Origin of the sequence: Microbacterium sp. Ru50 (genome assembly GCF_002920555.1) — a bacterium.
Classification (GTDB): Bacteria; Actinomycetota; Actinomycetes; order Actinomycetales; family Microbacteriaceae; genus Microbacterium; species Microbacterium arborescens.
Genome location: NZ_PQSV01000002.1, coordinates 22,261 through 46,025 on the forward strand (window position 1 = coordinate 22,261; position 23,765 = coordinate 46,025).

General features: G+C 70.3%; 21 protein-coding genes. 12 read left to right on the plus strand and 9 right to left on the minus strand.

Going from position 1 to position 23,765, the window contains the following annotated elements:
• Positions 1-209 precede the first annotated feature (209 nt).
• Positions 210-596, plus strand: coding sequence for a hypothetical protein (locus C3481_RS10080; protein WP_023955348.1), 387 nt, complete (start codon positions 210-212; stop codon positions 594-596).
• Between the two features lie 16 nt (positions 597-612).
• On the opposite strand, the gene bcp is transcribed toward C3481_RS10080, so the two are convergent.
• Genes bcp through aroA form a run of 3 tightly spaced genes read right to left on the minus strand, consistent with a single transcriptional unit; the run spans position 613 to position 3,496 of the window.
• Positions 613-1,080 (minus strand): thioredoxin-dependent thiol peroxidase, encoded by a 468-nt coding sequence (gene bcp, locus C3481_RS10085; RefSeq protein ID WP_023955346.1) that lies wholly within the window; start codon positions 1,078-1,080, stop codon positions 613-615.
• Positions 1,077-2,156 carry a ribosome small subunit-dependent GTPase A gene (rsgA, locus tag C3481_RS10090; protein ID WP_064955658.1) on the minus strand — a complete coding sequence of 360 codons (1,080 nt, stop codon included), beginning with the start codon at positions 2,154-2,156 and terminating at the stop codon, positions 1,077-1,079. Before rsgA ends, bcp begins: the two co-directional genes overlap by 4 nt.
• A complete protein-coding gene (gene aroA / locus C3481_RS10095) occupies positions 2,153-3,496 on the minus strand; it encodes a 3-phosphoshikimate 1-carboxyvinyltransferase (protein WP_071919254.1) in 1,344 nt (447 codons plus the stop codon). Before aroA ends, rsgA begins: the two co-directional genes overlap by 4 nt.
• Before the next feature lie 126 nt (positions 3,497-3,622).
• Between aroA and C3481_RS10100 the strand changes: the two genes are divergently transcribed.
• Positions 3,623-4,216: a sigma-70 family RNA polymerase sigma factor gene (locus tag C3481_RS10100; protein WP_197690566.1), complete on the plus strand. Its 594-nt coding sequence runs from the start codon at positions 3,623-3,625 to the stop codon at positions 4,214-4,216.
• Positions 4,213-4,461, plus strand: coding sequence for a zf-HC2 domain-containing protein (locus C3481_RS10105; RefSeq protein WP_064955657.1), 249 nt, complete (start codon positions 4,213-4,215; stop codon positions 4,459-4,461). The genes C3481_RS10100 and C3481_RS10105 overlap by 4 nt, the downstream gene beginning before the upstream one ends.
• Before the next feature lie 102 nt (positions 4,462-4,563).
• Here C3481_RS10105 and C3481_RS10110 read toward each other — a convergent pair whose 3' ends face one another.
• Complete coding sequence (locus C3481_RS10110) at positions 4,564-8,283, minus strand: multifunctional oxoglutarate decarboxylase/oxoglutarate dehydrogenase thiamine pyrophosphate-binding subunit/dihydrolipoyllysine-residue succinyltransferase subunit (protein WP_023955336.1); 3,720 nt, start codon at positions 8,281-8,283, stop codon at positions 4,564-4,566.
• Between the two features lie 210 nt (positions 8,284-8,493).
• Between C3481_RS10110 and C3481_RS10115 the strand changes: the two genes are divergently transcribed.
• Complete coding sequence (locus C3481_RS10115) at positions 8,494-9,951, plus strand: GuaB1 family IMP dehydrogenase-related protein (RefSeq protein WP_023955334.1); 1,458 nt, start codon at positions 8,494-8,496, stop codon at positions 9,949-9,951.
• Here the strand turns inward: C3481_RS10115 and C3481_RS10120 are convergent.
• On the minus strand, positions 9,941-10,591 hold the full coding sequence (locus C3481_RS10120; protein WP_083990522.1) for a GNAT family N-acetyltransferase: 651 nt from the start codon (positions 10,589-10,591) through the stop codon (positions 9,941-9,943). The genes C3481_RS10115 and C3481_RS10120 overlap by 11 nt on opposite strands.
• 122 nt (positions 10,592-10,713) lie before the next feature.
• Here C3481_RS10120 and C3481_RS10125 point away from each other — a divergent pair, with 122 nt between their 5' ends.
• The gene (locus tag C3481_RS10125; RefSeq protein ID WP_103842173.1) at positions 10,714-12,081 is read left to right on the plus strand and encodes a hemolysin family protein; all 1,368 of its coding nucleotides are present in this window, start codon (positions 10,714-10,716) and stop codon (positions 12,079-12,081) included.
• Complete coding sequence (locus C3481_RS10130; protein ID WP_023955328.1) at positions 12,078-13,136, plus strand: hemolysin family protein; 1,059 nt, start codon at positions 12,078-12,080, stop codon at positions 13,134-13,136. The genes C3481_RS10125 and C3481_RS10130 overlap by 4 nt, the downstream gene beginning before the upstream one ends.
• Positions 13,137-13,160: 24 nt before the next feature.
• Here the strand turns inward: C3481_RS10130 and C3481_RS10135 are convergent, their stop codons facing one another.
• On the minus strand, positions 13,161-14,228 hold the full coding sequence (locus tag C3481_RS10135) for an NADH:flavin oxidoreductase/NADH oxidase (protein WP_103842175.1): 1,068 nt from the start codon (positions 14,226-14,228) through the stop codon (positions 13,161-13,163).
• Between the two features lie 35 nt (positions 14,229-14,263).
• On the opposite strand from C3481_RS10135, the gene C3481_RS10140 reads away from it, so the two are divergent.
• The 4 genes from C3481_RS10140 to C3481_RS10155 are packed head-to-tail and all read left to right on the plus strand — an operon-like array spanning position 14,264 to position 17,975.
• Positions 14,264-15,115: an ADP/ATP-dependent (S)-NAD(P)H-hydrate dehydratase gene (locus C3481_RS10140; protein WP_103842177.1), complete on the plus strand. Its 852-nt coding sequence runs from the start codon at positions 14,264-14,266 to the stop codon at positions 15,113-15,115.
• Between the two features lie 42 nt (positions 15,116-15,157).
• Complete coding sequence (locus C3481_RS10145) at positions 15,158-16,363, plus strand: glycosyltransferase family 87 protein (RefSeq protein ID WP_258039096.1); 1,206 nt, start codon at positions 15,158-15,160, stop codon at positions 16,361-16,363.
• 14 nt (positions 16,364-16,377) lie between these two features.
• Positions 16,378-16,722: a thiamine-binding protein gene (locus C3481_RS10150; RefSeq protein ID WP_064955652.1), complete on the plus strand. Its 345-nt coding sequence runs from the start codon at positions 16,378-16,380 to the stop codon at positions 16,720-16,722.
• On the plus strand, positions 16,719-17,975 hold the full coding sequence (locus C3481_RS10155; RefSeq protein ID WP_064955651.1) for an MFS transporter: 1,257 nt from the start codon (positions 16,719-16,721) through the stop codon (positions 17,973-17,975). Before C3481_RS10150 ends, C3481_RS10155 begins: the two co-directional genes overlap by 4 nt.
• A 4-nt stretch (positions 17,976-17,979) precedes the next feature.
• On the opposite strand, the gene C3481_RS10160 is transcribed toward C3481_RS10155, so the two are convergent.
• Together C3481_RS10160 and C3481_RS10165 are read right to left on the minus strand one after the other, a co-directional pair.
• The gene (locus tag C3481_RS10160; RefSeq protein ID WP_064955650.1) at positions 17,980-19,182 is read right to left on the minus strand and encodes a homoserine O-acetyltransferase; all 1,203 of its coding nucleotides are present in this window, start codon (positions 19,180-19,182) and stop codon (positions 17,980-17,982) included.
• 46 nt (positions 19,183-19,228) lie between these two features.
• On the minus strand, positions 19,229-20,245 hold the full coding sequence (locus C3481_RS10165) for a DUF2332 domain-containing protein (protein WP_103842179.1): 1,017 nt from the start codon (positions 20,243-20,245) through the stop codon (positions 19,229-19,231).
• A gap of 180 nt (positions 20,246-20,425) precedes the next feature.
• Between C3481_RS10165 and C3481_RS10170 the strand changes: the two genes are divergently transcribed.
• Positions 20,426-21,457 (plus strand): TerC family protein, encoded by a 1,032-nt coding sequence (locus C3481_RS10170; protein ID WP_023955312.1) that lies wholly within the window; start codon positions 20,426-20,428, stop codon positions 21,455-21,457.
• A gap of 76 nt (positions 21,458-21,533) precedes the next feature.
• On the opposite strand, the gene C3481_RS10175 is transcribed toward C3481_RS10170, so the two are convergent.
• A complete protein-coding gene (locus C3481_RS10175; protein WP_023955310.1) occupies positions 21,534-22,856 on the minus strand; it encodes a bifunctional o-acetylhomoserine/o-acetylserine sulfhydrylase in 1,323 nt (440 codons plus the stop codon).
• A gap of 120 nt (positions 22,857-22,976) precedes the next feature.
• Between C3481_RS10175 and C3481_RS10180 the strand changes: the two genes are divergently transcribed.
• Entirely contained in the window at positions 22,977-23,762 is a 786-nt protein-coding gene (locus tag C3481_RS10180; RefSeq protein WP_181021917.1) for an SDR family oxidoreductase, read from the plus strand.
• Positions 23,763-23,765: the final 3 nt, after the last annotated feature.

Below are 23,765 nucleotides of genomic sequence, written 5' to 3' on the forward strand. Positions count from 1 at the left end.
GGGGTGGTGATTCTGTCAGGCCGGACTCGGGTAGTCCGGTACCCTGGTTAAGTGTGCGAGCGGATGCTCGCCCCACTTCGCTGTGGGAGCACACGGCTTGGTCTATCGTCCCATAGCCCGGACAGATGAATCAAGGGTGAACTGCGTATTTGCTCGCCGCCGGGCCGTGAATATCGGTTTCGTGCGGCCCGGACCGAAGGTCGGATGCCATGGCCCCTTCTGCTGTCGAACGCATCGCGGGAGCTGTGCTCGCCGCCGAGGCCGTCGCGCTGCTGGCGGTCGTCGGATGGGAGATCGTCGCTCTCGTCGGCGGCGACACGATCGACGTGCCGAGCTCGGTGGCGCTCATCGTCCTGACGGCGATCGGTGCGGCCGCCCTCGTCGCCTTCGCCGTCTCCGTCTGGCGCCGGGTCTCGTGGGGCCGATCCGGAGGCATCGTGGCGCAGCTGCTCATCCTGGCTGTCGCTCTCGGAGCTGCCACGGGACAGTACGCCGACGCCGGTACCGCTGTGCTCATCGCGGTACCGGGCATCGTCGGCTTCGTGCTCCTCGTGGCCGCCACGCGGCGCGCGGCGCGCGATCGCGGCGAAGCCTGAGGCCGGCCCGCCTCCGTCAGGCCAGGCCGAGCAGCGTCCGGACGCGGGCGACGTGGCCCGTGGCCTTGACGTTGTAGAGCGCGTGCTCGATCCGGCCGTCGGCGTCGATGACGAAGGTCGAGCGGATCACCCCTTCGACGGTCTTGCCGTAGTTCATCTTCTCGCCCCACGCGCCGTACGCCTCGTGGACCGCGTGGTCGGGGTCGCTCAGCAGCGGGTAGGTCAGCTGCTCCTGCTCGCGGAAGCGCCGCAGCTTCGCCTCGTCATCGCGCGAGATCCCGATGACCTCGATGCCCGCGGCTCGCAGCGACTCGACGCTGTCGCGGAAGTCGCACGCCTCGCGCGTGCAGCCCGGGGTCATCGCCGCGGGGTAGAAGAAGACGACCGTGCGCCGTCCGCGCAGGTCCGCCAGCGACAGCGCCGATCCGTCCTGGTCGTCGAGGGTGAATGCGGGGGCGAGGTCGCCCGGTTCCAGACGCGTCATGAATCCAGCCTAGAACGACGTACGGCTGGGTCGACACCGGCCGAGAACGTGCCGAGCAGACGCTGCAGCGAATCGAGGCGGGCCGGTCCGCGTTCTCCGAGCCGCCCCGCTGCGACCGCCTCGATGATGGCGCAGTCGGGTGCGTCGGGCAGGTGGGTGCATCCGCGCGGACACTCCTCGGCGACGGCGGCGAGGTCGGTGAAGGCGGCGAGGATGTTGGCCGGATCGACGTGTCCGAGTCCGAACGAGCGCACGCCCGGCGTGTCGATGACCCACCCGCGTCCCTCCGGCCCGCGGTACCGCAGCGACACCGTCGAGCTCGACGTGTGCCGGCCGCGCCCGGTGACCTCGTTGACGTGCCCGGTCGCCCGAGCCGCGGTCGGCACCAGGGCATTGACGAGCGTGGACTTGCCGACGCCGGAGTGGCCGACGAACACCGTCGCATGGCCCACGAGCCTCGCCCCGAGCTCGGCCACCGGCATCCGGCCCCGTCCGCTCGTGAGGACCTCGAGGTCGTCGACGCCCTCGAAGTGCGCGAGGAACGCCGAGGGGTCGGCGAGGTCGGTCTTCGTCACCACGAGCAGGGGGTGGATGCCGGCATCGAGCGCGGCGATGAGGTAGCGGTCGACCAGTCGCGGGCGCGGCTCGGGGTCGGCTGCGGCCACGACGATGACCATCTGGTCGGCGTTGGCCACGACGATCCGCTCGACCTGATCGGTGTCGTCCGCGCTGCGCCGCAGCAGCGTCGTGCGTGGTTCGATGCCGACGATGCGGCCGAGGGTGCCTTCGTCTCCCGAGACGTCGCCGACGACTCGTGCCCGGTCGCCGCTGACGATCGGCTGCTTGCGCAGCTCACGCGCGCGCACCGCGAGAGCGGTGTGCTCGTCGTCGCCGTCTTCGTCGATGAGCACGGTGTAGCGGCCGCGGTCGACGCCCACGACGCGAGCCACCTGCGCGTCGCTATGGGCAGGGCGCCGCTTCGTGCGGGGTCGGTTCGCTTTCGGATTCGGACGCATCCGGATATCGGACTCGTCGTACTCCTCGTCGAGGTCGTCGTCGCCGCCGAGCCAGCTCACCCGTCGACCCGCACGTCGTCCGCGAGCATCTCGGCCCACAGCTCGGGGAACTCGGGCATCGTCTTGGCGGTCGTGCCGATGTCGTCGACCTCGACCCCCGGTACGCGCAGTCCGATGATGGCACCGGCGGTCGCCATCCGGTGGTCGTGGTGAGCCCGCCAGAGTCCGCCGCGCAGGGGCGCCGGCGTGATCCGGATGCCGTCTTCGAGCTCTTCAGCCGAACCGCCGAGCGCACGCAGATTGCCGACGAGGGCGGCGATGCGGTCGGTCTCGTGGCCGCGGATGTGCCCGATGCCGTGAAGCGTGCTCGGCGAATCCGCGAACGCTGCCAGGGCGAACAGCGACGGGGTCAGCTCGCTCGCGGCGGACAGGTCGAGATCGACTCCTCGGATCTCGCCGGTTCCGGTGACGGCGAGCACGCCGCTGCGTCGCGTGACGCGCGCCCCCATCTCGGTGAGGATGTCGGCCAGCAGGGCACCCGGCTGGGTCGAGTGCACGGGCCAGTGCGGCACGGTGACACGGCCGCCGGTGAGGACGGCGGCGGCCAGGAACGGAGCCGCATTGGAAAGGTCGGGCTCGATCGTGAGCTCCTTGCCGCGCAGCGGACCGGCCGGCACGAGCCACTCCCGCTCGCTCGGTCGCTCGACGACGACCCCGCGGTGGCCGAGGGCCTCGACCGTCATGTCGATGTGGGGAAGACTCGGCAGGCGGTGGCCGTCGTGCACGAGCCGCAGGCCGACGTCGAAGCGAGGCGCGGCCAGCAGGAGGCCCGAGACGAACTGGCTCGACCCGCTCGCGTCGATCGTGACCTCGCCGCCGCGGACGTGGCCGTGGCCGTGGACAAGGAAGGGCAGTGTCCACCGGCCGCCGTCGTCGATGTCGACGCCGAGCTCGCGAAGGCTGCGGATCATCTCGGCCATCGGGCGGTGCAGCGCGCTCTCGTGAGCGGTGACGGTGACCTCACCGCGGGCGAGGCCCGCCAGGGGAGTGACGAAGCGCATGACGGTGCCGGCCTGACCGCAGTCGACGACGGCGTCGCTGACCTCCTCGCCGAACGGCGTCACGACGAGGTCGGGGCCGAATCGGCCATCGCCGGGCACGACCTCGATGTGGGCTCCCAGAGCCCGCAGGGCGTCGATCATGCGTGCGGAGTCGTCGGAGTGCAGCGGCGCGATCAGGCGGGAGGGCGTCTCGGCCAGGGCGGAGAGCACCAGCTCGCGGTTGGTGATCGACTTGGACCCGGGGACGGCGACCTCGGCTCGGACGGGGGCATCGGCGACGGGAGCGCGCCACGGCGCGCCGATGTCGGCGGGACGGGGGGAATACGCGGCGGGGGTCATGGGTTTCCACAGTATCGAACCCGTTCGTCCTGTCGAGGATGTTCGAAACACGGAGGAAGGGAGTCCATGATCGCACTCGCCGATCCCACAGTCGTGCCGTGGGACGCCCACGTAGACTGGCCGCTGATGGAAGAGCAAGCGGTCACGGATCCGAGCGCCCAATTCGAGGAGCAGGCGCTCCCGTTCATGGACCAGCTGTACGCGGCGGCCATGCGGATGACCCGCAACCCGGCCGACGCGGCAGACCTGGTCCAAGAGACGTTCGTGAAGGCCTTCGCTTCGTGGTCCTCCTTCACGCAAGGGACGAACCTCAAGGCGTGGCTGTACCGGATCCTGACGAACACCTACATCAACACCTACCGCAAGAAGCAGCGGGAGCCCTATCAGGGCACCATCGACGACCTCGAGGACTGGCAGCTGGGCGGTGCGGAATCGACCACCGCATCCAGCAGTCGCTCCGCCGAGGCCGAAGCGATCGACCACATGCCGGCATCCGCGGTGAAGGATGCTCTGCAGTCGATCCCCGAGGATTTCCGGCTGGCGGTGTACCTCGCCGACGTCGAGGGCTTCGCCTACCAGGAGATCGCCGACATCATGAAAACCCCGATCGGCACGGTCATGAGCCGTCTGCACCGTGGCAGACGCCTCCTACGTGACCTGCTGGCCGACTACGCGAAGGAGCGGGGCATCGCGACGCCCCCCACGAGGAGCAAGAAATGAGTGACTGCGGCTGCGACAAGGCGCGACGCGACCTGGAAGAGTACCTGCGCAACGAGGTCTGCAAGACCGAGCACGCCGACATCCGTGAGCACCTCGAGTCGTGCCCGGCATGTCGTGACGAGGCTCTGGTCTCGCGCACGCTCACCGAGGTCGTCGCCCGCGCCTGCCGGGAATCGGCCCCCGAAGAGCTCCGCGACCAGGTGCTGGCACGCCTCCGGAAGGCCCAGGAGGCGGCGCACGCCTGAGCGGCGCTGACCCCGCCCGATCGGCCGATCACGACGCCGCCACGGGCGACGTGAAAGGGGCGGACGTTCTTCGCACGTCCGCCCCTTTCGTCAACCCCTGAGTCAGAGGGTGAGCGCCTGCTCGATGAGCTTGGCCTGCTCGACCGCGTGCACCTTGGGCGAACCGGTCGCCGTCGATGCCGCTGCGGGCCGGGTGATGCCGCGCACCGCGCGGCCGTCGAGCTTCGCGGCGGCCTCGAGCGCGATGAAAGGCCACGCTCCCTGGTTCTCGGGCTCGTCCTGAACCCACACGACCTCGGCGTTCGGGTAGCCCGCGAGGACCGCCTTCAGCTCGTCGATCGGCGCCGGGTAGAACTGCTCGAGACGCACCAGGGCGATGGCGGGGTTCGGCTTCTTGTCGAGCTCGGACTTCAGGTCCCAGTGGATCTTGCCCGAGTGCAGCAGCACCCGCTTCACCGCGCTCTTGTCGGAGATCGCGGTGTCGTCGATCACGGGCTCGAACTTGCCCTTCTGGAAGTCCTCGACGGGGCTCGTGGCGCCGCGCAGGCGCAGCATCGCCTTCGGTGTGAACACCACGAGCGGGCGACGCGGACGCGCGTACGCCTGGCGGCGCAAGAGGTGGAAGTACGACGCCGGCGTCGAGGGGCGAGCGACGGTCATGTTGTCCTGCGCGCACATCTGCAGGTAGCGCTCGATGCGAGCGGACGAGTGGTCCGGTCCCTGCCCCTCGTAGCCGTGGGGGAGCAGCAGGACGACGCCCGACTGCTGCGCCCACTTCTGCTCGGCCGAGGAGATGAACTCGTCGATGACCGACTGGGCGCCGTTGGCGAAGTCGCCGAACTGCGCCTCCCACAGCACCAGCGAATCCGCCCGCTCCACCGAGTAACCGTATTCGAACGCCATGGCCGCGTACTCGCTCAGCAGGGAGTCGTAGACGTAGAAGCGGCCCTGGTTCTCGGACAGGTTCGCGAGCGGGAGCCACTCCTGGCCGTTCGCTCGGTCGTGCAGGACGGCGTGGCGCTGCACGAACGTGCCGCGACGCGCATCCTGCCCGGCGAGGCGGACGTTGGTGCCCTCCATCAGCAGCGATCCGAACGCGAAGAGCTCGCCCATCGCCCAGTCGATGTTGCCGTTGCGGCTCATGTCGTGGCGCTTGTCGAGCAGCTGCTTGAGCTTGCCGTGCACGGTGAAGTTCTCGGGGGCGTTGACGAACGCGTCGCCGATCTGCCGGATGACGTCTTCGCCGACACCCGTCGTCTCGGGGGCGCCGACGGCCTGGTCGATCGGGCCCGACAGACCCACCGGGCCGGACGCGCCGGTCTCGGCGGCGTGCGTCTCGGCGAAGGCGACCTCGAGGCGATCCTGGAAGTCGCGCTTGGCCTGCTCGTACTCCTCCTCGGTGATGTCGCCGCGTCCGACGAGCGACTCGGTGTAGAGCCGGCGGACCGACCGCTTCGCCTCGATGAGGTTCGTCATGAGGGGCTGCGTCATCGAGGGGTCGTCGCCCTCGTTGTGGCCGCGGCGGCGGTAGCAGACGAGGTCGATCACGACGTCGCGCTTGAACTCCTGGCGGTAGCGGAACGCCAGCTGGGCGACGTGGACGACGGCCTCGGGGTCGTCGCCGTTGACGTGGAAGATCGGCGCCTGGATGGTCTTGGCCACGTCGGTCGCGTACACCGAGGTGCGGGCGTCGAGGGGGAGCGTCGTGAAGCCGACCTGGTTGTTGACCACGACGTGGACGGTGCCGCCGGTGCGGTAGCCCCGCAGCTGCGACATCTGCAGGGTCTCGACGACGACCCCCTGGCCGGCGAACGCCGCGTCGCCGTGCACGAGGATCGGGAGCCACGAGAACGACCCGATCGGACCGCGGTCCTGCTTGGCGCGGACGATGCCCTCGAGGACGCCGTCGACGGTCTCGAGGTGAGACGGGTTCGCGGCGAGGTACACCGGCAGTTCGTCGCCCTCGTCGCCCACGAAGGTGCCCTCGGTGCCGAGGTGGTACTTGACGTCGCCGGAGCCGCTCTTCGAGCCGATCGCGACGGAGCCCTCGAACTCGCGGAAGACCTGTCCGTACGTCTTGCCGGCGATGTTCGTCAGGACGTTGAGGCGGCCGCGGTGGGCCATGCCGATCGCGGCCCCTTCGAGTCCGGTGCGCGCCGCGCCCTGGAGGACCTCGTCGAGCAGCGGGATGAGCGACTCGCCGCCTTCGAGGCTGAAGCGCTTCTGACCGACGTACTTGGTCTGCAGGAACGTCTCGAACGCTTCGGCCTGGTTGAGCTTGCCGAGGATGCGCAGCTGCTCGTCGTGACCGGGCTTCTGGTACTTGACCTCGACGTTGTCCTGGAACCACTTGCGCTGCTCGGGGTCCTGGATGTGCATGTACTCGATGCCGATCGTGCGGCAGTACGAGTCGCGCAGGACGCCCAGGATCTCGCGGAGCTTCATGACGCGCTTGCTGCCGAACCCGCCGGTGACGAACTCGCGGTCGAGGTCCCAGAAGGTCAGCCCGTGCTGCTCGATCTCGAGGTCGGGGTGCGTGCGCTGGCGGTACTCGAGCGGGTCGATGTCGGCCATGAGGTGGCCCCGCACGCGGTAGGAGTTGATGAGCTCCTGCACACGCGCGGTCTTGTCGACGCGCTCGGCGAGGTCGACGTTGATGTCGGTCGACCACTGGATGGGCGCGTAGGGGATGCGCAGCGCGGCGAAGATCTCGTCGTAGAAGCCGTTCTTGCCGATGAGCAGCTCGTGGACGGTCTTGAGGAACTCACCCGAGCCCGCGCCCTGGATGACGCGGTGGTCGTAGGTGCTCGTCAGCGTGATCGTCTTGCCGATACCGAGGTTGACGAGCGTCTTCTCGCTCGAGCCCTGGAACTCGGCAGGGTAGTCGAGCGCGCCGGCGCCGATGATGCTGCCCTGACCGCGCATGAGCCGCGGAACAGAGTGCACCGTGCCGATGCCGCCGGGGTTGGTCAGCGAGATCGTGGTGCCCTGGAAGTCGGCCGCGGTCAGCTTGTTCTTGCGGGCCCGGCTGACGAGGTCCTCGTAGGCGGCCAGGTACTCGCCAAAGCTGAGCGATTCGGCGCGCTTGATGCTCGGCACCATGAGCGCGCGGGTGCCGTCGGGCTTGGGGAGGTCGATCGCGATGCCGAGGCCGACGTGCGCGTGCGCGATGACCGACGGCTTGCCGTCGACCTCGGCGTAGGAGACGTTCTGGCTCGGGAAGGCCTTGAGCGCTTGGATCAGCGCCCAGCCGATGAGGTGGGTGAAGCTGATCTTGCCGCCGCGCGTGCGCGCCATGTGGTTGTTGATGACGATGCGGTTGTCGATCATCAGCTTCGCGGGGATCGTGCGCACACTCGTCGCGGTGGGGACCGTGAGCGAGTCGTCCATGTTGGCGGCGAGAGTCTTCGGCATACCGCGCAGCGGGGTGACGACATCCTCGCGCTGCTCCACCTCGGCGGCGGGCGTCGTGGGAGCCTGGGCGGGCACCGGCTGGGCGGCGGCGGGACGGGCCGTCGTGCGCGCGACCGGCTGCGAGCCGACCGTCGGCACGGGCGCCGTCACGGGGTGGGAGGCCGCGGCGGGCTGCGCGGGGGCCGATTGCGCGGGAGCGGCCTCGGCGGGCTTCGCCGGTGCGGATGCGGCGGGCTGGGAGGCGGCGCCGTTCATGTGAGCCGCGTAGGCCTCGAGCGTCGGCCACCACTCCTTGTCCACCGAGTTCTTGTCTTCGCGGAACTGTTCATACAGTTCCGCGACGAGCCATTCGTTCGCCCCGAACTCTCCGTCGTTCGAGGTTCCGATTCCGGTCGCCTGGCTGGACACGGCAGATCGCCTGCTTTCATCGGTGAAGATCAGTTCTCACGGCGGTGGTCCGCCGCCGCGCACAGTCTCCTAGGGTAGCCCAGATCAACGGGCCGGATGCCGCGACGGCGCCCGTGGTATCGCATCGTGATCGAGCCCGCCGACGACCGGCCGCGGCCGCCCCGGCGCATGCCCGGCTGTCTGCCGGGTCAGCGGCGTAGCGTAGGGAGCATGCGTTTCTCCGGTGCTGAGCCCACGGTCGACCTGACGTACTCCGACGTCTTCCTCGTGCCCCGCCGATCGGCGATCACGAGTCGGCTCGACGTCGACCTCGCTCCCGGCGACGGCACCGCCGCCACACTGCCGATCGTGTCGGCGAACATGAACTCCGTCACCGGTCCCCGCCTGGCCGCCACGCTCGCGCGCCGGGGCGGGCTCGGCGTCCTGCCGCAGGACATGCCGCTGCAGGACCTCGATGCCGCCATCCGCTGGGTCAAGGACCAGCCGGTCGCCTGGGACACCCCGATCGTGCTCTCACCGGATGCCACGGTCGCCGAGGCATCCCGCATCCTTCCCGCGCTGGACGGGCACGGGATCGTCGTCGCGGACCCGTCGGCGGCGACGCTGCGCATCGACGACATCACCGGGATCGTTCCCGCCGCCCGCCTCGCCACCGCGCTGCCGGACGCCCGCCTGGGTGACCTCGTTCGCGGGCGCGCCACAGCGATCGATGCCGACGACGTCTCCGATCCTCGCGCCGCCTTCGACCTCATCGACGCGGCCGACGTCCCCGTCGTCGCGATGCTCCACCAGGGAGCGCTCGTGGGCACGCTGTCGCGCCGCAGCGCACTGCGCACCGCGATCTACCGCCCCGCCGTCGACGGCGACGGGCGTCTCATCGTCGCGGCGGCGATCGGCATCAACGGCGACGCGGCGGCCAAGGCACAGGCGCTCGCCGCCGCGGGCGTGGACGTGCTCGTGGTCGACACCGCCCACGGGCATCAAGAGGGAATGCTGCGCGCGCTGCGCGAGGTCGCAGCGCTCGACCTCGGTCTGCCGATCGTCGCGGGGAACATCGTCACGGCCGACGGCGTCGCCGACCTCGTCGAGGCGGGAGCGACGATCCTCAAGGTCGGCGTCGGGCCCGGGGCGATGTGCACGACGCGCATGATGACGGCTGTCGGGCGGCCGCAGTTCTCCGCCGTGCTCGAGACCGCCCAGGCGGCCGCGGAGCGCGGGGCCCACGTCTGGGCCGACGGGGGAGTCCGCTATCCCCGAGACGTGGCGCTGGCGCTCGCCGCGGGTGCGGCATCCGTCATGATCGGCTCGTGGTTCGCCGGCACGATCGAGTCGCCCGGCGAGGTGCAGCTCGACGAGGAGGGGCGCGCGTTCAAGGAATCGTGGGGCATGGCCTCGACGAAGGCCGTCGTCGGCCGGTTCGGACGCCTCGACGCCTACGAGCGAGCCCGCAAGGAGCTGTTCGCCGAGGGCATCTCGTCGTCGCGGATCTACCTCGACCCGCTGCGCCCGGGCGTCGAGGATCTGCTCGACATGATCACCTCGGGCGTGCGCTCGTCGTTCACCTACGCGGGAGCCGCGACGGTCGCAGAGTTCCACGAGCGCGCGACGGTCGGCCTCCAGTCGGCCGCCGGCTACGAAGAGGGCAAGGCGCTCCCCGTCAGCTGGTAGGGCTCGCCGCCCGCGACGGCCCGCGGCCGGACGACTCCCATTCGTCGCGCAGCACACCCATGACCACCGAGTCGTAACGTCGGCCGCGCACCTCGCGGGCGTCGCGGAAGCGCGCCTCCTCGGCGAAACCGAGACGACGGCCGACAGCGAGCATCCGCTCGTTCCCCGACCAGGTCGCGTAGTCGAGCCGGACCACGGAGGTGGTGCGGAAGAGGTAGTCGGTCCAGATGCGCAGGGCCGCGGTACCCACCCCGCGGCCGCGCTGCCCCGGGTCGTAGACCGTCAGGCCCATCCGACGCCAATCCGAGGCTTCCGACTCCCAGTGCCACGAGACGGTGCCGAGCATCGTCGCCGGATCGTCCGTCGTGACGATGACCGCCCGCGTCAACGGGGCGTGCGCGGCGTACGATCCGTCGGCGATGCTGGATGCGAGCCGCGCGCACGCGGCATCCACCCCCGCGCCGTCGAGCTTGGGGAAGTAGGGGCCGTCCCAGCGATGCCAGTCCTGATCGGGCTGGAGCCATCTCCGGTACGACTCGACATCGGCCGGCACGAACGGACGCACACGGATGCCGCGGCTCTCGCCGATACCCGTCGTTCGGTCTTCCACGTTCCCCGGCGCGCTCGTCGAATCCGTCATGGGTCGATTCTCGCGGCTGCGCCCGGCAGGCCCGACAGGCGTAAGATCGGGCGCACGATGGACGACCCTCCCAGTTGCCGACCCTCGCCCCGCCGACCCCGACCGATCGGGGGTGACGCCTGATGGATTTCGTCATGCTGGGCGTGGGGCTCCTGCTGACCGTCGGCACCGGTCTGTTCGTCGCGAGCGAGTTCGCGCTCGTCAACCTCGATCGAGCTGATCTCGAGGCGCGCCAGGCGGCGGGTGAATCGCGCCTGTCGATGACGATCGCGGCGCTGCGGATCACCTCGACGCACCTGTCGAGCGCGCAGCTCGGCATCACCCTGACGACGCTGCTCACCGGTTACACGATGGAACCGGCGATCTCGAACCTGCTGTCACCGGTGTTCGAGGCGTGGGGCTGGCCCGAGACCGTGTCGCGCCCCGTCGCCGCCGTCGTCGGCGTCTCGATCGCGACGATCTTCTCGATGATCCTCGGCGAGCTCGTCCCGAAGAACTTCGCCCTGGCGATCCCGCGACAGACGGCGAAGCTCGTCATCCCGTTCCAGACCCTCTTCACGACCGTGTTCCGTCCGGCCGTCACGCTGCTCAACGGAAGCGCGAACGGGGTGCTCCGCTCGATGGGCGTCGAGCCCAAGGAGGAGCTGTCGGGTGCCCGTTCGGCGGAGGAGCTGTCGAGCCTCGTGCGCCGGTCGGCGAGTGCGGGCGTCCTCGAGAAGGACACCGCCTCGTTGCTCGATCGCTCGCTCACCTTCGCCCGGCTGACGACGGCCGACGTCATGACGCCGCGCCCGAGCCTGCATGCGGTCGCCGCGGGAGACAGCGTCGAGGACGTCATCCAGCTCGCGCGGCGCACGGGCCACAGCCGATTCCCGGTGTTCGGCGACTCGATGGACGACATCACCGGCATCGTCCACGTCAAGCAGGCGGTCAGCGTCCCGCGCGAGCGCCGCGCCGACGTCCCTGCCGCCGCCATCGCGGAGGAGCCGCTGCGGGTGCCCGAGGCCGTGCACCTCGACGCCGTCCTCGGCGAACTGCGCGCCCGGGGCTACCAGATGGCGATCGTCGTGGACGAGTACGGCGGCACAGCCGGTGTCGTGACCCTCGAGGATCTCGTCGAGGAGATCGTCGGCGAGGTGCTCGACGAGCACGACCGCAACCGCGCCGGCGTCCTGCGGGTCGCCGGAGGTATCGTCTTCCCCGCGGAGCTGCGTCCCGATGAGGTGCTCGACCGCACCGGCATCCGGGTTCCCGAGGGCGACGTCTACGACACCGTCGGCGGCTTCGTCATGAGCGTGCTGGAGCGGATCCCGGTCGTCGGCGACACCGTCGAGATCGACGACGGCACGCTCACCGTGCAGCGGATGGACGGCAGACGGGTGGATCGCGTGCGTTTCGAGCCCACCCCCGTGTCCGAGGAAGCACCCGCCGGGTCCGCGGTCGAGCCGATGCGACCGGCCCCGCGCCGCGAGGACGGTGGTCGTCGATGAACGATTGGGCGGGACTGGCCTGGCTCGTCGTGCTGCTGGCCTTCAACGCGTTCTTCGTCGCGAGCGAGTTCGCGGTCATCTCCGCGCGCCGCTCGCAGATCGAGCCCCTCGCCGACAAGGGGTCGCGCTCGGCGAAGACCGCGCTGTGGGCGATGGAGCACGCGACCCTCATGCTCGCGACGTGCCAGCTGGGCATCACGATCTGCTCGCTGGTGATCCTCAACGTCTCGGAGCCGGCGATCCACCACCTGCTGGCGGTGCCGCTCGGGCTCACCGGGTGGGGCGAGGCCGTCGTCGACGTCGTCGCCTTCGCCGTGGCCCTCATCGTCGTGTCGTACCTGCACGTCGTGTTCGGCGAGATGGTTCCGAAGAACCTGGCCTTCTCGCTGCCCGACCGTGCCGTGCTGCTGCTGGCGACGCCGCTGCGTTGGGTCTCGCGGGTCTTCTACCCGATCATCGTCGCCTTGAACTGGATCGCCAATCACGCCGTGCGGCTGTTCCGGGTCGAGCCGAAGGACGAGGCGACCTCGACGTACACGCTCGACGAGGTCGCCACCATCGTGGCGACATCCCGGATCGAAGGCGTGCTCGACGATGCGTCGGGAACGGTCGCAGCCGTCGTGGAGTTCACCGATAAGAAGGCGGCGGATGTCGCCGTGCCGTTCGGTGAGCTGGTCACGCTGCCCGAGACGGCGACCCCCGAGGACGTCGAGCGTGCCGTCGCGCGGCACGGCTTCTCGCGCTACGTCATCGTCGATGACACCGACCAGCCGGTCGGGTACGTGCACCTCAAGGACGTGCTGCGAGAGGCGGAGGATGCCGACGGCGCGGCGTCGCGGCCGATCAAGTCCAAGCGCATCCACCTCATGGTGCCGGTCGCCGAGACGACCGACCTCGAGGACGCACTTGCCCTCATGCGTCGGTCGAGCCGCCACCTCGCGCAGGTTCGGGATGCCGAGGGGCGGACGACCGCGGTGCTGTTCCTCGAGGACATCATCGAGGAGCTCATCGGCGAGGTGCACGACGCCACGCGCCGCGCACCTCGCTGGGCCTGAGCCGGGAGGGGCGGCGACGCGAGCTCAGCGGCGCCGTGCGCGGACGTACTGCGGCGGCCAGATCGCGGCGTCCTCGCCCAGCTCGTCGGCTGCGCGGAGCCCGAAGTGCGGATCGCGCAGCCACTCGCGGCCGGCCATGATCGCATCGGCCGCTCCGGCGGCGAGGATCTCCTCGGCCTGGGTCCCGGTCGTGATCTCGCCGACCGCGCTGACGGGGAGGCCGGTGGTCTCGCGGATCTCTCGGGCGAAGGGCACCTGGTAGCCGGGCCCCGTCGTGATGCGCTGGTGCGCGACGAGCCCTCCGCTCGAGACGTCGACGAGGTCGGCGCCGCGCACGTGCGCCCAGGCCGCGACCGTCGCCGTGTCGGAGACATCCCAGCCGCCCTCGGCCCAGTCGGTCGCCGAGAAGCGCACGAACAGCGGAGCGTCGGGTGCCGCGGCGCGGACCGCCTCGACGATGCGCAGCAGGAGCCGTGCGCGGTTCTCGAGCGAGCCGCCGTACTCGTCGGTGCGCCGGTTCGACAACGGCGACAGGAACTCGTGCAGCAGGTAGCCGTGCGCGGCGTGGATCTCGAGCACGTCGAAGCCGGCCTCGATCGAACGGCGTGCTCCGTCGGCGAACGCGGTGACGAGGGTGTCGATCTCGGCGCGCTCGAGCTCGTCGGGCCGGGCGTAGCCGTCGAAGGCGACGGGCGAGGGGGCGAGTGTCTGCCAGCCGCCCTCCGCCTCCGGCACGGTCCCGCGCTCGGCGGCGAACGGCGAATAGGTCGACGCCTTGCGGCCCGCGTGCGCGAGCTGGATCGCGGCCACCGCCCCGCGGTCGTGGATCGCCGTCACGATCGGGCGCCAGGCGTCGCGCTGCTCGTCGTTCCAGATGCCGGTGTCCTCCGGGGTGATGCGCCCCTCGGGCACGACCGCGGTGGCCTCGGCCATGACGAGTCCGGCACCGCCCGACGCGAACTGCGCGAGGTGGACGTGATGCCAGTCGTTCGGGATGCCGTCCTGCGCCGAGTACTGGCACATGGGGGCGACCCAGAGGCGGTTGCGCACCTCGACGGTTCGGATGGTCAGGGGGCTGAACAACTGGCTCACGCCGGGCTCCTTCGGGGCGCCGATAGGGTGGCGCCATGGTCGAGATCCACGAATGGGATGCGCGCGACACGGTCGCGCTCCTGCGCAAGCCAACTGCCGACGACCACAAGTATTCCCGCGGGGTGCTCGGTGTGCGAACCGGATCGCAGGAGTATCCGGGAGCCGCCGTGCTCGGCGTCGAGGCCGCGTGGCGGACCGGCATCGGGATGGTCCGCTACCTGGGCCCCGAGCGTCCCGCCGACCTCGTGCTGCAGCGCCGACCCGAGACCGTGACCGCGCCCGGACGCGTGCAGGCGTGGCTGATCGGTTCGGGGACGGATGCCGCGACTCGTCCCGCTGCCGAGACGGCACGGCTGGGTGAGCTGCTCCAGGGAGACATCCCCGTCGTCGTCGATGCGGGCGCCCTCGACCTGATGCCCGGCGCCGCGGCCCCGCTCGTGGTCACCCCGCACCAGAGCGAGCACGCGCGCCTGCGTGCGCTGCTCGGCCTCGACGAGGTGACACCGACGTCACTCGCCGACCGCATCGCTGCCGCCCGCGAGACTGCGGCCGCGGCGGGCATCGCCGTGCTGCTCAAGGGGGCCGAGACCGTCGTCGCGGCTCCCGACGGATGGACCGCCGTCGTCCGGGCCGGCACGGGGTGGCTCGCCACCGCGGGCACCGGTGACGTGCTCGGCGGCATCCTGGGAGCGGTCGTGGCGGCCCGGGGTGCTCAGCGCGATCTGGATGCCGCGGCGCTGGCACCGCTGGCCGCCGCGGCGGCGTACATCCACGGACATGCCGGTCGCGGTTCCGGTCCCGGCCCCATCACGGCGCTGGACGTCGCGGAGGCCGTACCCGCCGTGATCGACGAGCTGCTCTCCGGAGGAGACCCGGCCGCGCGCTGACGCCACCGGCGGGCTGCTAGGGGCTCACCGTAGGATGTGACGGTGTCGAGACGGGGAACGCTGTGGGTCGCGTTCGCGCTCGTCCACCTCGTCGTCTCGGTGCTCGGGTTCGTGCTGCCGAACCAGCCGATGGGGGATGTCTACCTCGTCTACGAACCCTGGTCCCAGCGGGCGCTCTCCGGTGAGGGCATCGTCGGGATCGACGATGACTGGGTCTATCCCCAGCTCGCGCTCATCCCGCTCGTCCTGGCCCACGGGTTCGCCTGGATCGCCGGTTACACGGTCGGCTGGGCGATCTTAGTCACGGCGCTGGACGCCCTCGCTTTCGCGGTTCTCGTGGGGCGCGCGCGGTCGCGCGGACGCGTGACGGCGGCGTGGTTCTGGCTCGCCGCCATCCTGCTCCTCGGCCCGGTCGGCCTCTACCGGCTCGATGCCGTCACCGTCGCGCTCGCCGTCATGGGCTGCCTGTGGCTACGCGGCCGGCCGTGGCTGGCCGGCATCCTGCTGGCGGTCGCGACGTGGATCAAGGTCTGGCCGGCGGCGATCATCGCGGCCGCCGTCATCGCTCTCCGACGGCGATGGGCGCTCGTCGGCGCCGGCCTCGTCGTCTCGGTCGCGACGCTCGCGGCCGTCGTCGCCGCCGGTGGCCTCGACCATGCGCTCGGGTTCATCGGCGATCAGACGGGGCGCGGTCTTCAGGTCGAGGCGCCCGTGAGCATGTTCTACCTGTGGGGGCAGATGCTCGGCATCCCGGGGTTCTTCGTCTACTACTCGACCGAGATCCTGACGTTCCAGGTGACCGGCACCGAGATCGATCCGGTTATCGCGGCGATGACTCCGATCCTCATGATCGGCGTGGGGGCCGTGGCGGTCGTCGCCGCCCTCAAGGTGCGCCGCGGCGCCGCGGTGAAGGATCTTCTGCCCGTCGCGGCGCTCGCGATCGTCACCGTGTTCATCGTGCTGAACAAGGTCGGGTCGCCGCAGTACCTGTGCTGGCTCGTCCCGCCCGTCGTGCTCGGGCTCGTCGTCGCGCGCCGCGATTGGGCGCGCCCGGCGATCCTGGTGCTCGTCCTCAGTGCGCTCACGCAGCTCGTCTACCCGGTGTTCTACGGGGAGGTGCTGTCGGCGCATCCCCTGGGTGTGGGCATCCTCACCGTGCGCAACGTCCTGCTCGTCGTCCTCGGCGTCTGGATGGTGGTGCGGCTCGTCCGCGTTCCCGTCCGAACGCCCTCGTCCGTTCCCGCCTGATCCGGAGGTCCATCATGCTCATCGCCTTCTCCGTCGCTCCCAGTGGCACCGGCAGCAATCCCGACGGCTCGGTGCACGATGCCGTCGCCGCGGCCGTGGCCGTCGTGCGGGCATCCGGCCTGCCGCACCGCACCACCTCGATGTTCACCGAGGTCGAGGGGGAGTGGGACGAGGTGATGGATGTCGTCAAGCGGGCCACCGAGGCGGTGCTGCCGTTCGGGTCGCGTGTCTCGCTCGTGCTGAAGGCCGACATCCGGCCGGGATACAGCGGCGAGCTCGACGGCAAGATCGAGCGCCTCGAGGGCGCACTCGAATCGATTCGACACGAGGGCGAGGGCGGCGCTACGCTCCCGGAGTGACGACGCCCGCCATTTCTCGCCCGACCGCCCGCCGGGCCCTGCTCTCGCTCGCGATCGGCAGCTTCGGCATCGGGATGACCGAGTTCGTCGTCATGGGCCTGCTGCCCGAGATCGCCGGCGAGCTGCTGCCCTCCGTCTACGCGGGCGATCCGGAAGCGGCGATCGCCCAGGCGGGGTGGCTCATCACGCTCTACGCCGCCGGCGTCGTCGTTGGCGCTCCGACCATCGCGGGTGTCGTGGCGAAGTACCCGCGGCACCGGGTCATGGTCTTCCTCGCGCTCGCCCTCACCCTCGGCAACGCGCTGACGCTCGTGCTGCCGACGTTCGAGCTCGTCGCGGCATCCCGGTTCCTCGCGGCGCTCCCGCACGGCGCCTACTTCGGCATCGGCGCGCTCGTCGCCGCCGACGTCCTGGGGCCGGGCAAGCGTGCGCAGGGCGTGGCGTTCGTGCTGACGGGCCTCACCATCGCCAACGTCGTGGGCGTTCCGCTCGGCACGTTCCTCGGTCAGCAGTTCGGATGGCGGGCCGCGTTCCTCGTCGTCGCGGCGATCTTCGCGCTGGCCACGGTGGCGATCGCCCTGACGGTGCCGCAGCACGCGGGGGAGCCGTCGCGCACCCTGCGCGCCGAACTGCGGGTCTTCGGTATCGGTCAGGTGTGGTTCGCCCTCGGCATCGGCGCGATCGGCTTCGGCGGCTTCTTCGCGGTGTACAGCTACGTCGCGACCCTCGTCACCGAGGCGGCCGGTTCACCGCAGTGGGCCGTGCCCATCGTGCTCGTCGTGGCCGGAGTCGGCATGACGATCGGAAACCTCGTCGGCGGCAGGCTCGCCGACCGCGACCTGCGCGGAAGCCTCCTCGGCGGTCTCGTCGCCCTCGCCCTGATCCAGGCGCTCCTCGCACTGACTGCCGGCTGGATCGTGACCGTGGGCCTGTTCGTCTTCCTCGTGGGGTTCTTCTCCGCGGCGCTGAGTCCGACGATCCAGACGCGCCTGATGGATGTCGCGGGCGACAATCAGTCCATCGCTGCGGCGCTGAACCACTCGGCCCTCAACATGGGCAACGCGCTGGGCGCGGCGCTCGGAGGGGCCGCGATCGCCGCCGGACTCGGATACGTCGCGCCGGTATGGGTGGGGGTCGTCCTCGCCCTCGCCGGATTCGGGGTCGCCTGCACGAGCTTCGCCGTCGAGGCTCGTGCGCGACGGCGGACGTCGTCCCGCGCACCGCGGCCCGACGCGCCCGCACCGACGCGCTGAGGCGTCAGCCCTCGAGCAGCCGTCGCAGATGGGCGCCGACGACCGGTGTCTCGATGAGGAACGCGTCGTGACCGAAGTCGCTCGAGATCACCACCGCAGCGTCGTCGATGGTCGATCGGATGCCGCGAGCGATGCGGTGCTGCCCCTCGACGGGGAACAGCCGGTCTGAGTCGATGCCCAGCACGAGGGTGCGGGCGGTGACGCGCGCCAGGGCGTCTTCGATCCCGCCGCGGTCGCGACCGACGTCGTGCGAGTTCATCGCCTCGACGAGAGTGATGTAGCTGTTCGCGTCGAATCGTCGCGTGAACTTGTTGCCGTGGAAGTCGAGGTAGCTCTCCACCGCGAAGCGTCCGCCGAGACCGAGGGGGCTCTTGCCCGACTGCCACGTGCGCTGGAAGCGCAGGTTCAGCTCGGTCGGGCTGCGGTAGTTCAGCAGAGCCATGCGGCGCGCGAGTGCGAGGCCACGGTGGGGGCCCTCGCCGTCGGCCGCGTCGTAGTACTCGCCGTCCTGGAACCGCGGGTCGATGCGGATGGCCTCGAGCTGCACGGAGTTCAACGCGATCTGGTCGGCGGTGTTGACGGGCGGGGCGGCGAGGATCGCGAGTCGCTCCAGGCGCTCGGGGTGCCCGACGCCCCACTCGAGCGCGTGCATGCCGCCCATCGATCCGCCCACGACCGCGGCCCATACCTCGACCCCGAGGGCGTCGGCCAGCCGGACCTGCGCGGCGACCTGGTCGCGGATCGTGAGGTACGGGAAGCGTGCCGCCCATTCGTAGCCGTCGGACGAGATCGACGAGGGGCCCGTCGACCCCTGGCAACCGCCCAGCATGTTGGGCGCGACGACGAACCAGCGGTCGGTGTCGATGGCCAGACCCGGACCGACGATGTCCTCCCACCAGCCGGCCGTCGGATGACCCGGGCCCGCCTCGCCGCGCAGGTGGCTGTCGCCGGTGAGCGCGTGGAGCACCAGCACGGCGTTGTCGCGTTGGGGTGAGAGCTCGCCCCACGTCTCGTAGGCGAGGCGGAAGCTCGGCAGCTGCTCACCGCTCTCGGTGGCGAGCGGGCCGAACGCGCCGAAGCTCCGGTGCCCGACGGGGTCGCCGTCGCGCCAGGCGCCCGTGGCAGGTGGCCGTCCGCGCAGCAGGCGCGCATCGGCCTCCGTGATCGGCGCGCTCGGCACCGTGTCCTCGGAGGTCTGCCAGTCCATGCGAGCCATTCTCCCGGGTGCGGGCGCACGCTGCTCGCGTGTTACGTCACGACCGGAACGGAGACACCTCGTAGGTCGCGCCGTGCTGGGCCGCGAGTGCGACCGGCACCCCGTCGACCGTCTGCACGAAGCTGCCGGTTGTGTCGACGCGCCGCGGCATCCGTCCGTCGATCTCCGGCAGGGTGCCCGCCGTCTCGTTCGAGATCCAGACGACGCGGCGGTTCACCCGTTTCCCGAGGGTGCTCACGAGGTCGGCGAAGCGGCGCCGTTCGTCGGCATCGAGGTACAGGAGCACCGCGCTGTGGAACACGACGAGCGTCACGTCGGGAGGGCTTTCGGCCGCGACCTCGGGGAGGCGGTCGAGGATGTCGCCGGCGACGATGCGCGGCGGGTCGGCCCGGGCCACCTCGACCGCTGCCCGCAGCCGACCGACGCGCTCGTCGTGAACGGAGCCCGGCCAGACGAGCGTCTCGAGCCAGGAGACCGCGTCCGTATCGCGCACGTCGATCGGGGCGAGGTCGATGCCGGCGCGCCAGACGACGTCGGGGAGGGAGTCGGGCACGGCGTCGGGATCGTCGATGCGGCAGCGCAGCAGCGGGCGCGGAGCGGCATCGGGTCTCGCGGGCACGATGGTCCGGGGGTGCTCGCAGCCGGGAGACGAGTACTCGTACGCGTACCGATCGGGATAGAGGCAGAGGCCGGCGGCGGTGCCGGTCTCGAGCAGGGCGATCGGGCCGTCGATGCGCGAAAGGGGAGGCAGGAGGGTGGTGCAGCGTCCGACCTCGTTGGTCTGCGTGCGGCGCTCCGCCGTGATGGCGGCGACCCGTTCCCACTCCGAGACCAGGCGTTCGCGCCACGCGGCGAACGGCTCGAGTCCGCAGCCGGCCCAGCGTGCGGCGGCGAAGACGAGGTTCGGCTGACCGCGGCGCTCGCCGAGCAGCGCGATCCGCTCGGTGAGCTCGTCGTCGCCCGCGATCCCGGTGGCCCATTCGGCGTAGATCGGCGAGCTGTCCCGGGCCCAGTCGGCGAACGAATGGTAGCGGCGGGAGGTAGCGGCGTCCATCGCTTCAGAGTAGATGCGCTGGGCGTCACGATCGTCGCGTAAGATACCGCGAAGCAAGGGGAGTACTTCCGCCTGCGGCGCTCTCGTCATTACGGATCCGACGTCGGATTCCGGGACGCCGGTCCCTCCGGGGATGAAGGAGACCTGGCCGTTCGCTACTGTCGACCCCTTGGAGCCTTCGTGGACATCACTCCGCTCGTGTGGATCATCACCATCGCGGTGACCATCGCCTTCTTCGTGTACGAGTTCTTCGCGCACGTGCGCACGCCGCACGAGCCGACGATCGCCGAATCCGCGCGCTGGTCGGCGTTCTACATCGGCCTCGCGCTCATCTTCGGCGTGGTCATCGGCTTCGTGCCGGGCTGGGGCTGGGTGTTCGCGGGCGAGTACTTCGCCGGCTACCTGACCGAGAAGGCGCTGTCGATCGACAATCTCTTCGTCTTCCTCATCATCATGACCGGCTTCGCGGTGCCGAAGAAGTACCAGCAGAAGGTGCTGATGATCGGCATCGTGATCGCGCTCATCATGCGCGGCGCGTTCATCGCCATCGGCGCGGCCCTCATCGACAACTTCTCGTGGATCTTCTATATCTTCGGCGCGCTGCTGCTGTTCCTCGCCTACCGTCAGGCTTTCTCGCACGGTGACTCCGACCCGGCCAACGGCAAGTTCATGCGCTTCGTCCGCCGCCACCTCCCCGTGACCGACGAGTACAACGGCGACAAGCTGACGGTGAAGAAGGACGGCAAGCGGTTCGTCACCCCGATGCTGCTGGTGATCATCGCGATCGGCTTCATCGACCTCGTCTTCGCGGTCGACTCGATCCCCGCGATCTACGGTCTGACCAACGAGGCGTACATCGTCTTCACGGCGAACGCGTTCGCCCTGATGGGCCTGCGCCAGCTGTTCTTCCTCATCGGCGGTCTGCTGGAGCGTCTGGTCTACCTCGCGCAGGGCCTCGCTGTCATCCTCGCCTTCATCGGTGTGAAGCTCGTCTTCCACGCGCTCCACGTCAACGAGCTGCCGTTCATCAACGGCGGCGAGCCGCTGCTGTGGGTTCCCGAGATCCCGATCTGGTTCTCGCTGCTGTTCATCGCCGCCACCGTCGCGGTCGCCACCGTCGCGAGCCTCGCCAAGACCCGTGGCGACAAGGCGAAGAACGACCGCGAGCAGGTTCAGGGCGAGGAGATCACCACGGCCACCGACGCCGACTGACGGCCCCGCGAACGACGGATGCCCCGGCCACCGCTCACGGTGGGCCGGGGCATCCGGTCGTTCTGAGGAGGAACGATCAGGCGCGCGCCGCCTCGACGACGTTGCGCGCGGCCGCGAGGGCCTGCTCGAGGTCGGCCTTGAGGTCGTCGATGTTCTCGAGACCGACCGACAGGCGGACGAGGCCCGGGGTGACACCGGTCGTGAGCTGCTGCTCCGGGGTCAGCTGCGAGTGGGTCGTGGATGCGGGGTGGATGACGAGCGAGCGCACGTCGCCGATGTTCGCCAGGTGGCTGAAGAGCTGGAGCGAGTCGACGAACGCGCGTCCGGCGGCGACGCCGCCCTTCAGCTCGAACGACAGCACCGCGCCGACGCCCTTCGGGGCGTAGCGGTTGGCAGCGGCGTACCAGGGCGAGGTCGGCAGGCCCGAGTAGTTCACCGACGCGATGTCGTCGTGGTTCTCGAGCCACTCCGCGATCTCCTGCGCGTTCTGCACGTGGCGCTCGATGCGCAGCGACAGCGTCTCGATGCCTTGGATCAGCAGCCAGGCGCTCTGCGGCGAGATCGCGGCGCCGAGGTCGCGCAGCAGCTGCACGCGGGCCTTGATGACGTAGGCGAGGCCGTCGCCGACAGCCTGGGTGTAGACGGCGCCGTGGTACGAGGGGTCGGGCGTCGTGAGGCCCGGGAAGCGCTCCGAGTGCTCGGACCACGGGAAGCTGCCGCCGTCGACGATGACGCCGCCGATGACCGTGCCGTGCCCGCCGAGGAACTTCGTGGCGGAGTGCACGACGATGTCGGCGCCGTGCTCGAAGGGGCGGATGAGGTAGGGCGTGGCGATCGTGTTGTCGACGATGAGCGGCACACCGGCCTCGTGGGCGACGTCGGAGACGCCGCGGATGTCGAGGACGTTGATCTGCGGGTTGCCGATCGTCTCGGCGAAGAAGAGCTTCGTGTTGGGGCGCACCGCGCGGCGCCACTCCTCGAGGTCGTCCTGGTTCTCGACGAACGTGACCTCGATGCCGAGCTTGGCGAGCGTGTACTTGAACAGGTTGTACGTGCCGCCGTAGATCGAGCTCGAGGCGACGAAGTGGTCTCCGGCTTCGGCGATGTTGAGGATCGCGAAGGTCTCGGCGGCCTGACCCGACGCGACGAGGAGAGCGCCGGTGCCGCCCTCGAGTGCGGCGAGCCGCTGCTCGACGACATCCTGGGTGGGGTTCTGGATGCGCGTGTAGATGTTGCCGAACTCCGCCAGCGAGAACAGGTTCGCGGCGTGGTCGGAGTTGTCGAACACGTACGAGGTCGTCTGGTAGATCGGCGTCGCCCGTGCCTTGGTCACCGGGTCCGGTGCGGCTCCGGTGTGGATCTGCTTCGTCTCGAAGCGCCAGTTCTCGGATGCGGACATGCGTGGCTCCATCGGGTCGGGAAGCGGCGACGGTCGCCGGCCTGGGTCGAGCGTACGGAAACCGGATGTGCCCGACAATGCGCGGGACACGCTGCGTAACCTGACGGCTACGGTGGAGGGATGACGCGACGTGCAGTGGTCACCGGTGCGAGTTCGGGAATCGGCGAGGCGGTCGTCCGCGCGCTGAGGGCATCGGGATGGGAGGTGGTCGGCGTCGCCCGCCGAGCCGAACGGCTCGAGGCGCTCGATGCCGAGGTCGGCTCCGCGTCATTCGCCGCGGATCTGACCCGCGAGGCGGATGTCGCCGCACTCACCGAGCACCTCGCCGCCTCCGGCGACGTCCACGCCCTCGTGCACGTCGCGGGCGGGGCTCGCGGCACCGACCGCGTCGAAGACGGTGCGGCCGAAGACTGGCAGTGGATGTTCGAGGCGAACGTCCTGTCGGCGCAGCGGTTGACCGCGGCTCTCCTCCCGCTGCTCCGACGCGCTGTTGCAGCAGGCGCCGGCCATGCCGACACCGTCTACGTCACCTCGACCGCAGCTCAGACGGCCTACCCCGGCGGAGCCGGCTACAACGCGGCGAAGGCGGGGGAATCGATGCTCGTCCACGCGCTCCGACTCGAGCTGAACGGTGAGCCCATCCGCGTGGTCGAGATCGCCCCCGGCATGGTGCGCACGGAGGAGTTCACCCTCAATCGTCTCGGCGGCGACCGGGAAGCGACCGATCGCCTGTACGAGGGCGTCGAGCAGCCGCTCGTCGCCGAAGACGTGGCGGATGTCGCAGCCTACGCGCTGAACGCACCAGGCCACGTCAACCTCGATCTGGTGACGATGCGTCCCGTCGCGCAGTCCGCGCAGCACCTGCTGGCGCGGGGACCGCTGCGTCCGCGATCCACCGAGGCCTGAGGG

Excerpts from the sequence above, each read along its gene's own strand:
- C3481_RS10100 (WP_197690566.1), top strand. The coding sequence starts at position 3,623 with ATGGAAGAGCAAGCGGTCACGGATCCGAGCGCCCAATTCGAGGAGCAG.
- C3481_RS10130 (WP_023955328.1), top strand. The coding sequence starts at position 12,078 with ATGAACGATTGGGCGGGACTGGCCTGGCTCGTCGTGCTGCTGGCCTTC.
- aroA (WP_071919254.1), bottom strand. The coding sequence starts at position 3,496 with ATGACCCCCGCCGCGTATTCCCCCCGTCCCGCCGACATCGGCGCGCCG.
- C3481_RS10080 (WP_023955348.1), top strand. The coding sequence starts at position 210 with ATGGCCCCTTCTGCTGTCGAACGCATCGCGGGAGCTGTGCTCGCCGCC.
- bcp (WP_023955346.1), bottom strand. The coding sequence starts at position 1,080 with ATGACGCGTCTGGAACCGGGCGACCTCGCCCCCGCATTCACCCTCGAC.
- C3481_RS10150 (WP_064955652.1), top strand. The coding sequence starts at position 16,378 with ATGCTCATCGCCTTCTCCGTCGCTCCCAGTGGCACCGGCAGCAATCCC.
- C3481_RS10105 (WP_064955657.1), top strand. The coding sequence starts at position 4,213 with ATGAGTGACTGCGGCTGCGACAAGGCGCGACGCGACCTGGAAGAGTAC.
- C3481_RS10175 (WP_023955310.1), bottom strand. The coding sequence starts at position 22,856 with ATGTCCGCATCCGAGAACTGGCGCTTCGAGACGAAGCAGATCCACACC.
- C3481_RS10140 (WP_103842177.1), top strand. The coding sequence starts at position 14,264 with ATGGTCGAGATCCACGAATGGGATGCGCGCGACACGGTCGCGCTCCTG.
- C3481_RS10125 (WP_103842173.1), top strand. The coding sequence starts at position 10,714 with ATGGATTTCGTCATGCTGGGCGTGGGGCTCCTGCTGACCGTCGGCACC.
- C3481_RS10165 (WP_103842179.1), bottom strand. The coding sequence starts at position 20,245 with ATGGACGCCGCTACCTCCCGCCGCTACCATTCGTTCGCCGACTGGGCC.
- C3481_RS10180 (WP_181021917.1), top strand. The coding sequence starts at position 22,977 with ATGACGCGACGTGCAGTGGTCACCGGTGCGAGTTCGGGAATCGGCGAG.
- C3481_RS10115 (WP_023955334.1), top strand. The coding sequence starts at position 8,494 with ATGCGTTTCTCCGGTGCTGAGCCCACGGTCGACCTGACGTACTCCGAC.
- C3481_RS10160 (WP_064955650.1), bottom strand. The coding sequence starts at position 19,182 with ATGGACTGGCAGACCTCCGAGGACACGGTGCCGAGCGCGCCGATCACG.
- C3481_RS10120 (WP_083990522.1), bottom strand. The coding sequence starts at position 10,591 with ATGACGGATTCGACGAGCGCGCCGGGGAACGTGGAAGACCGAACGACG.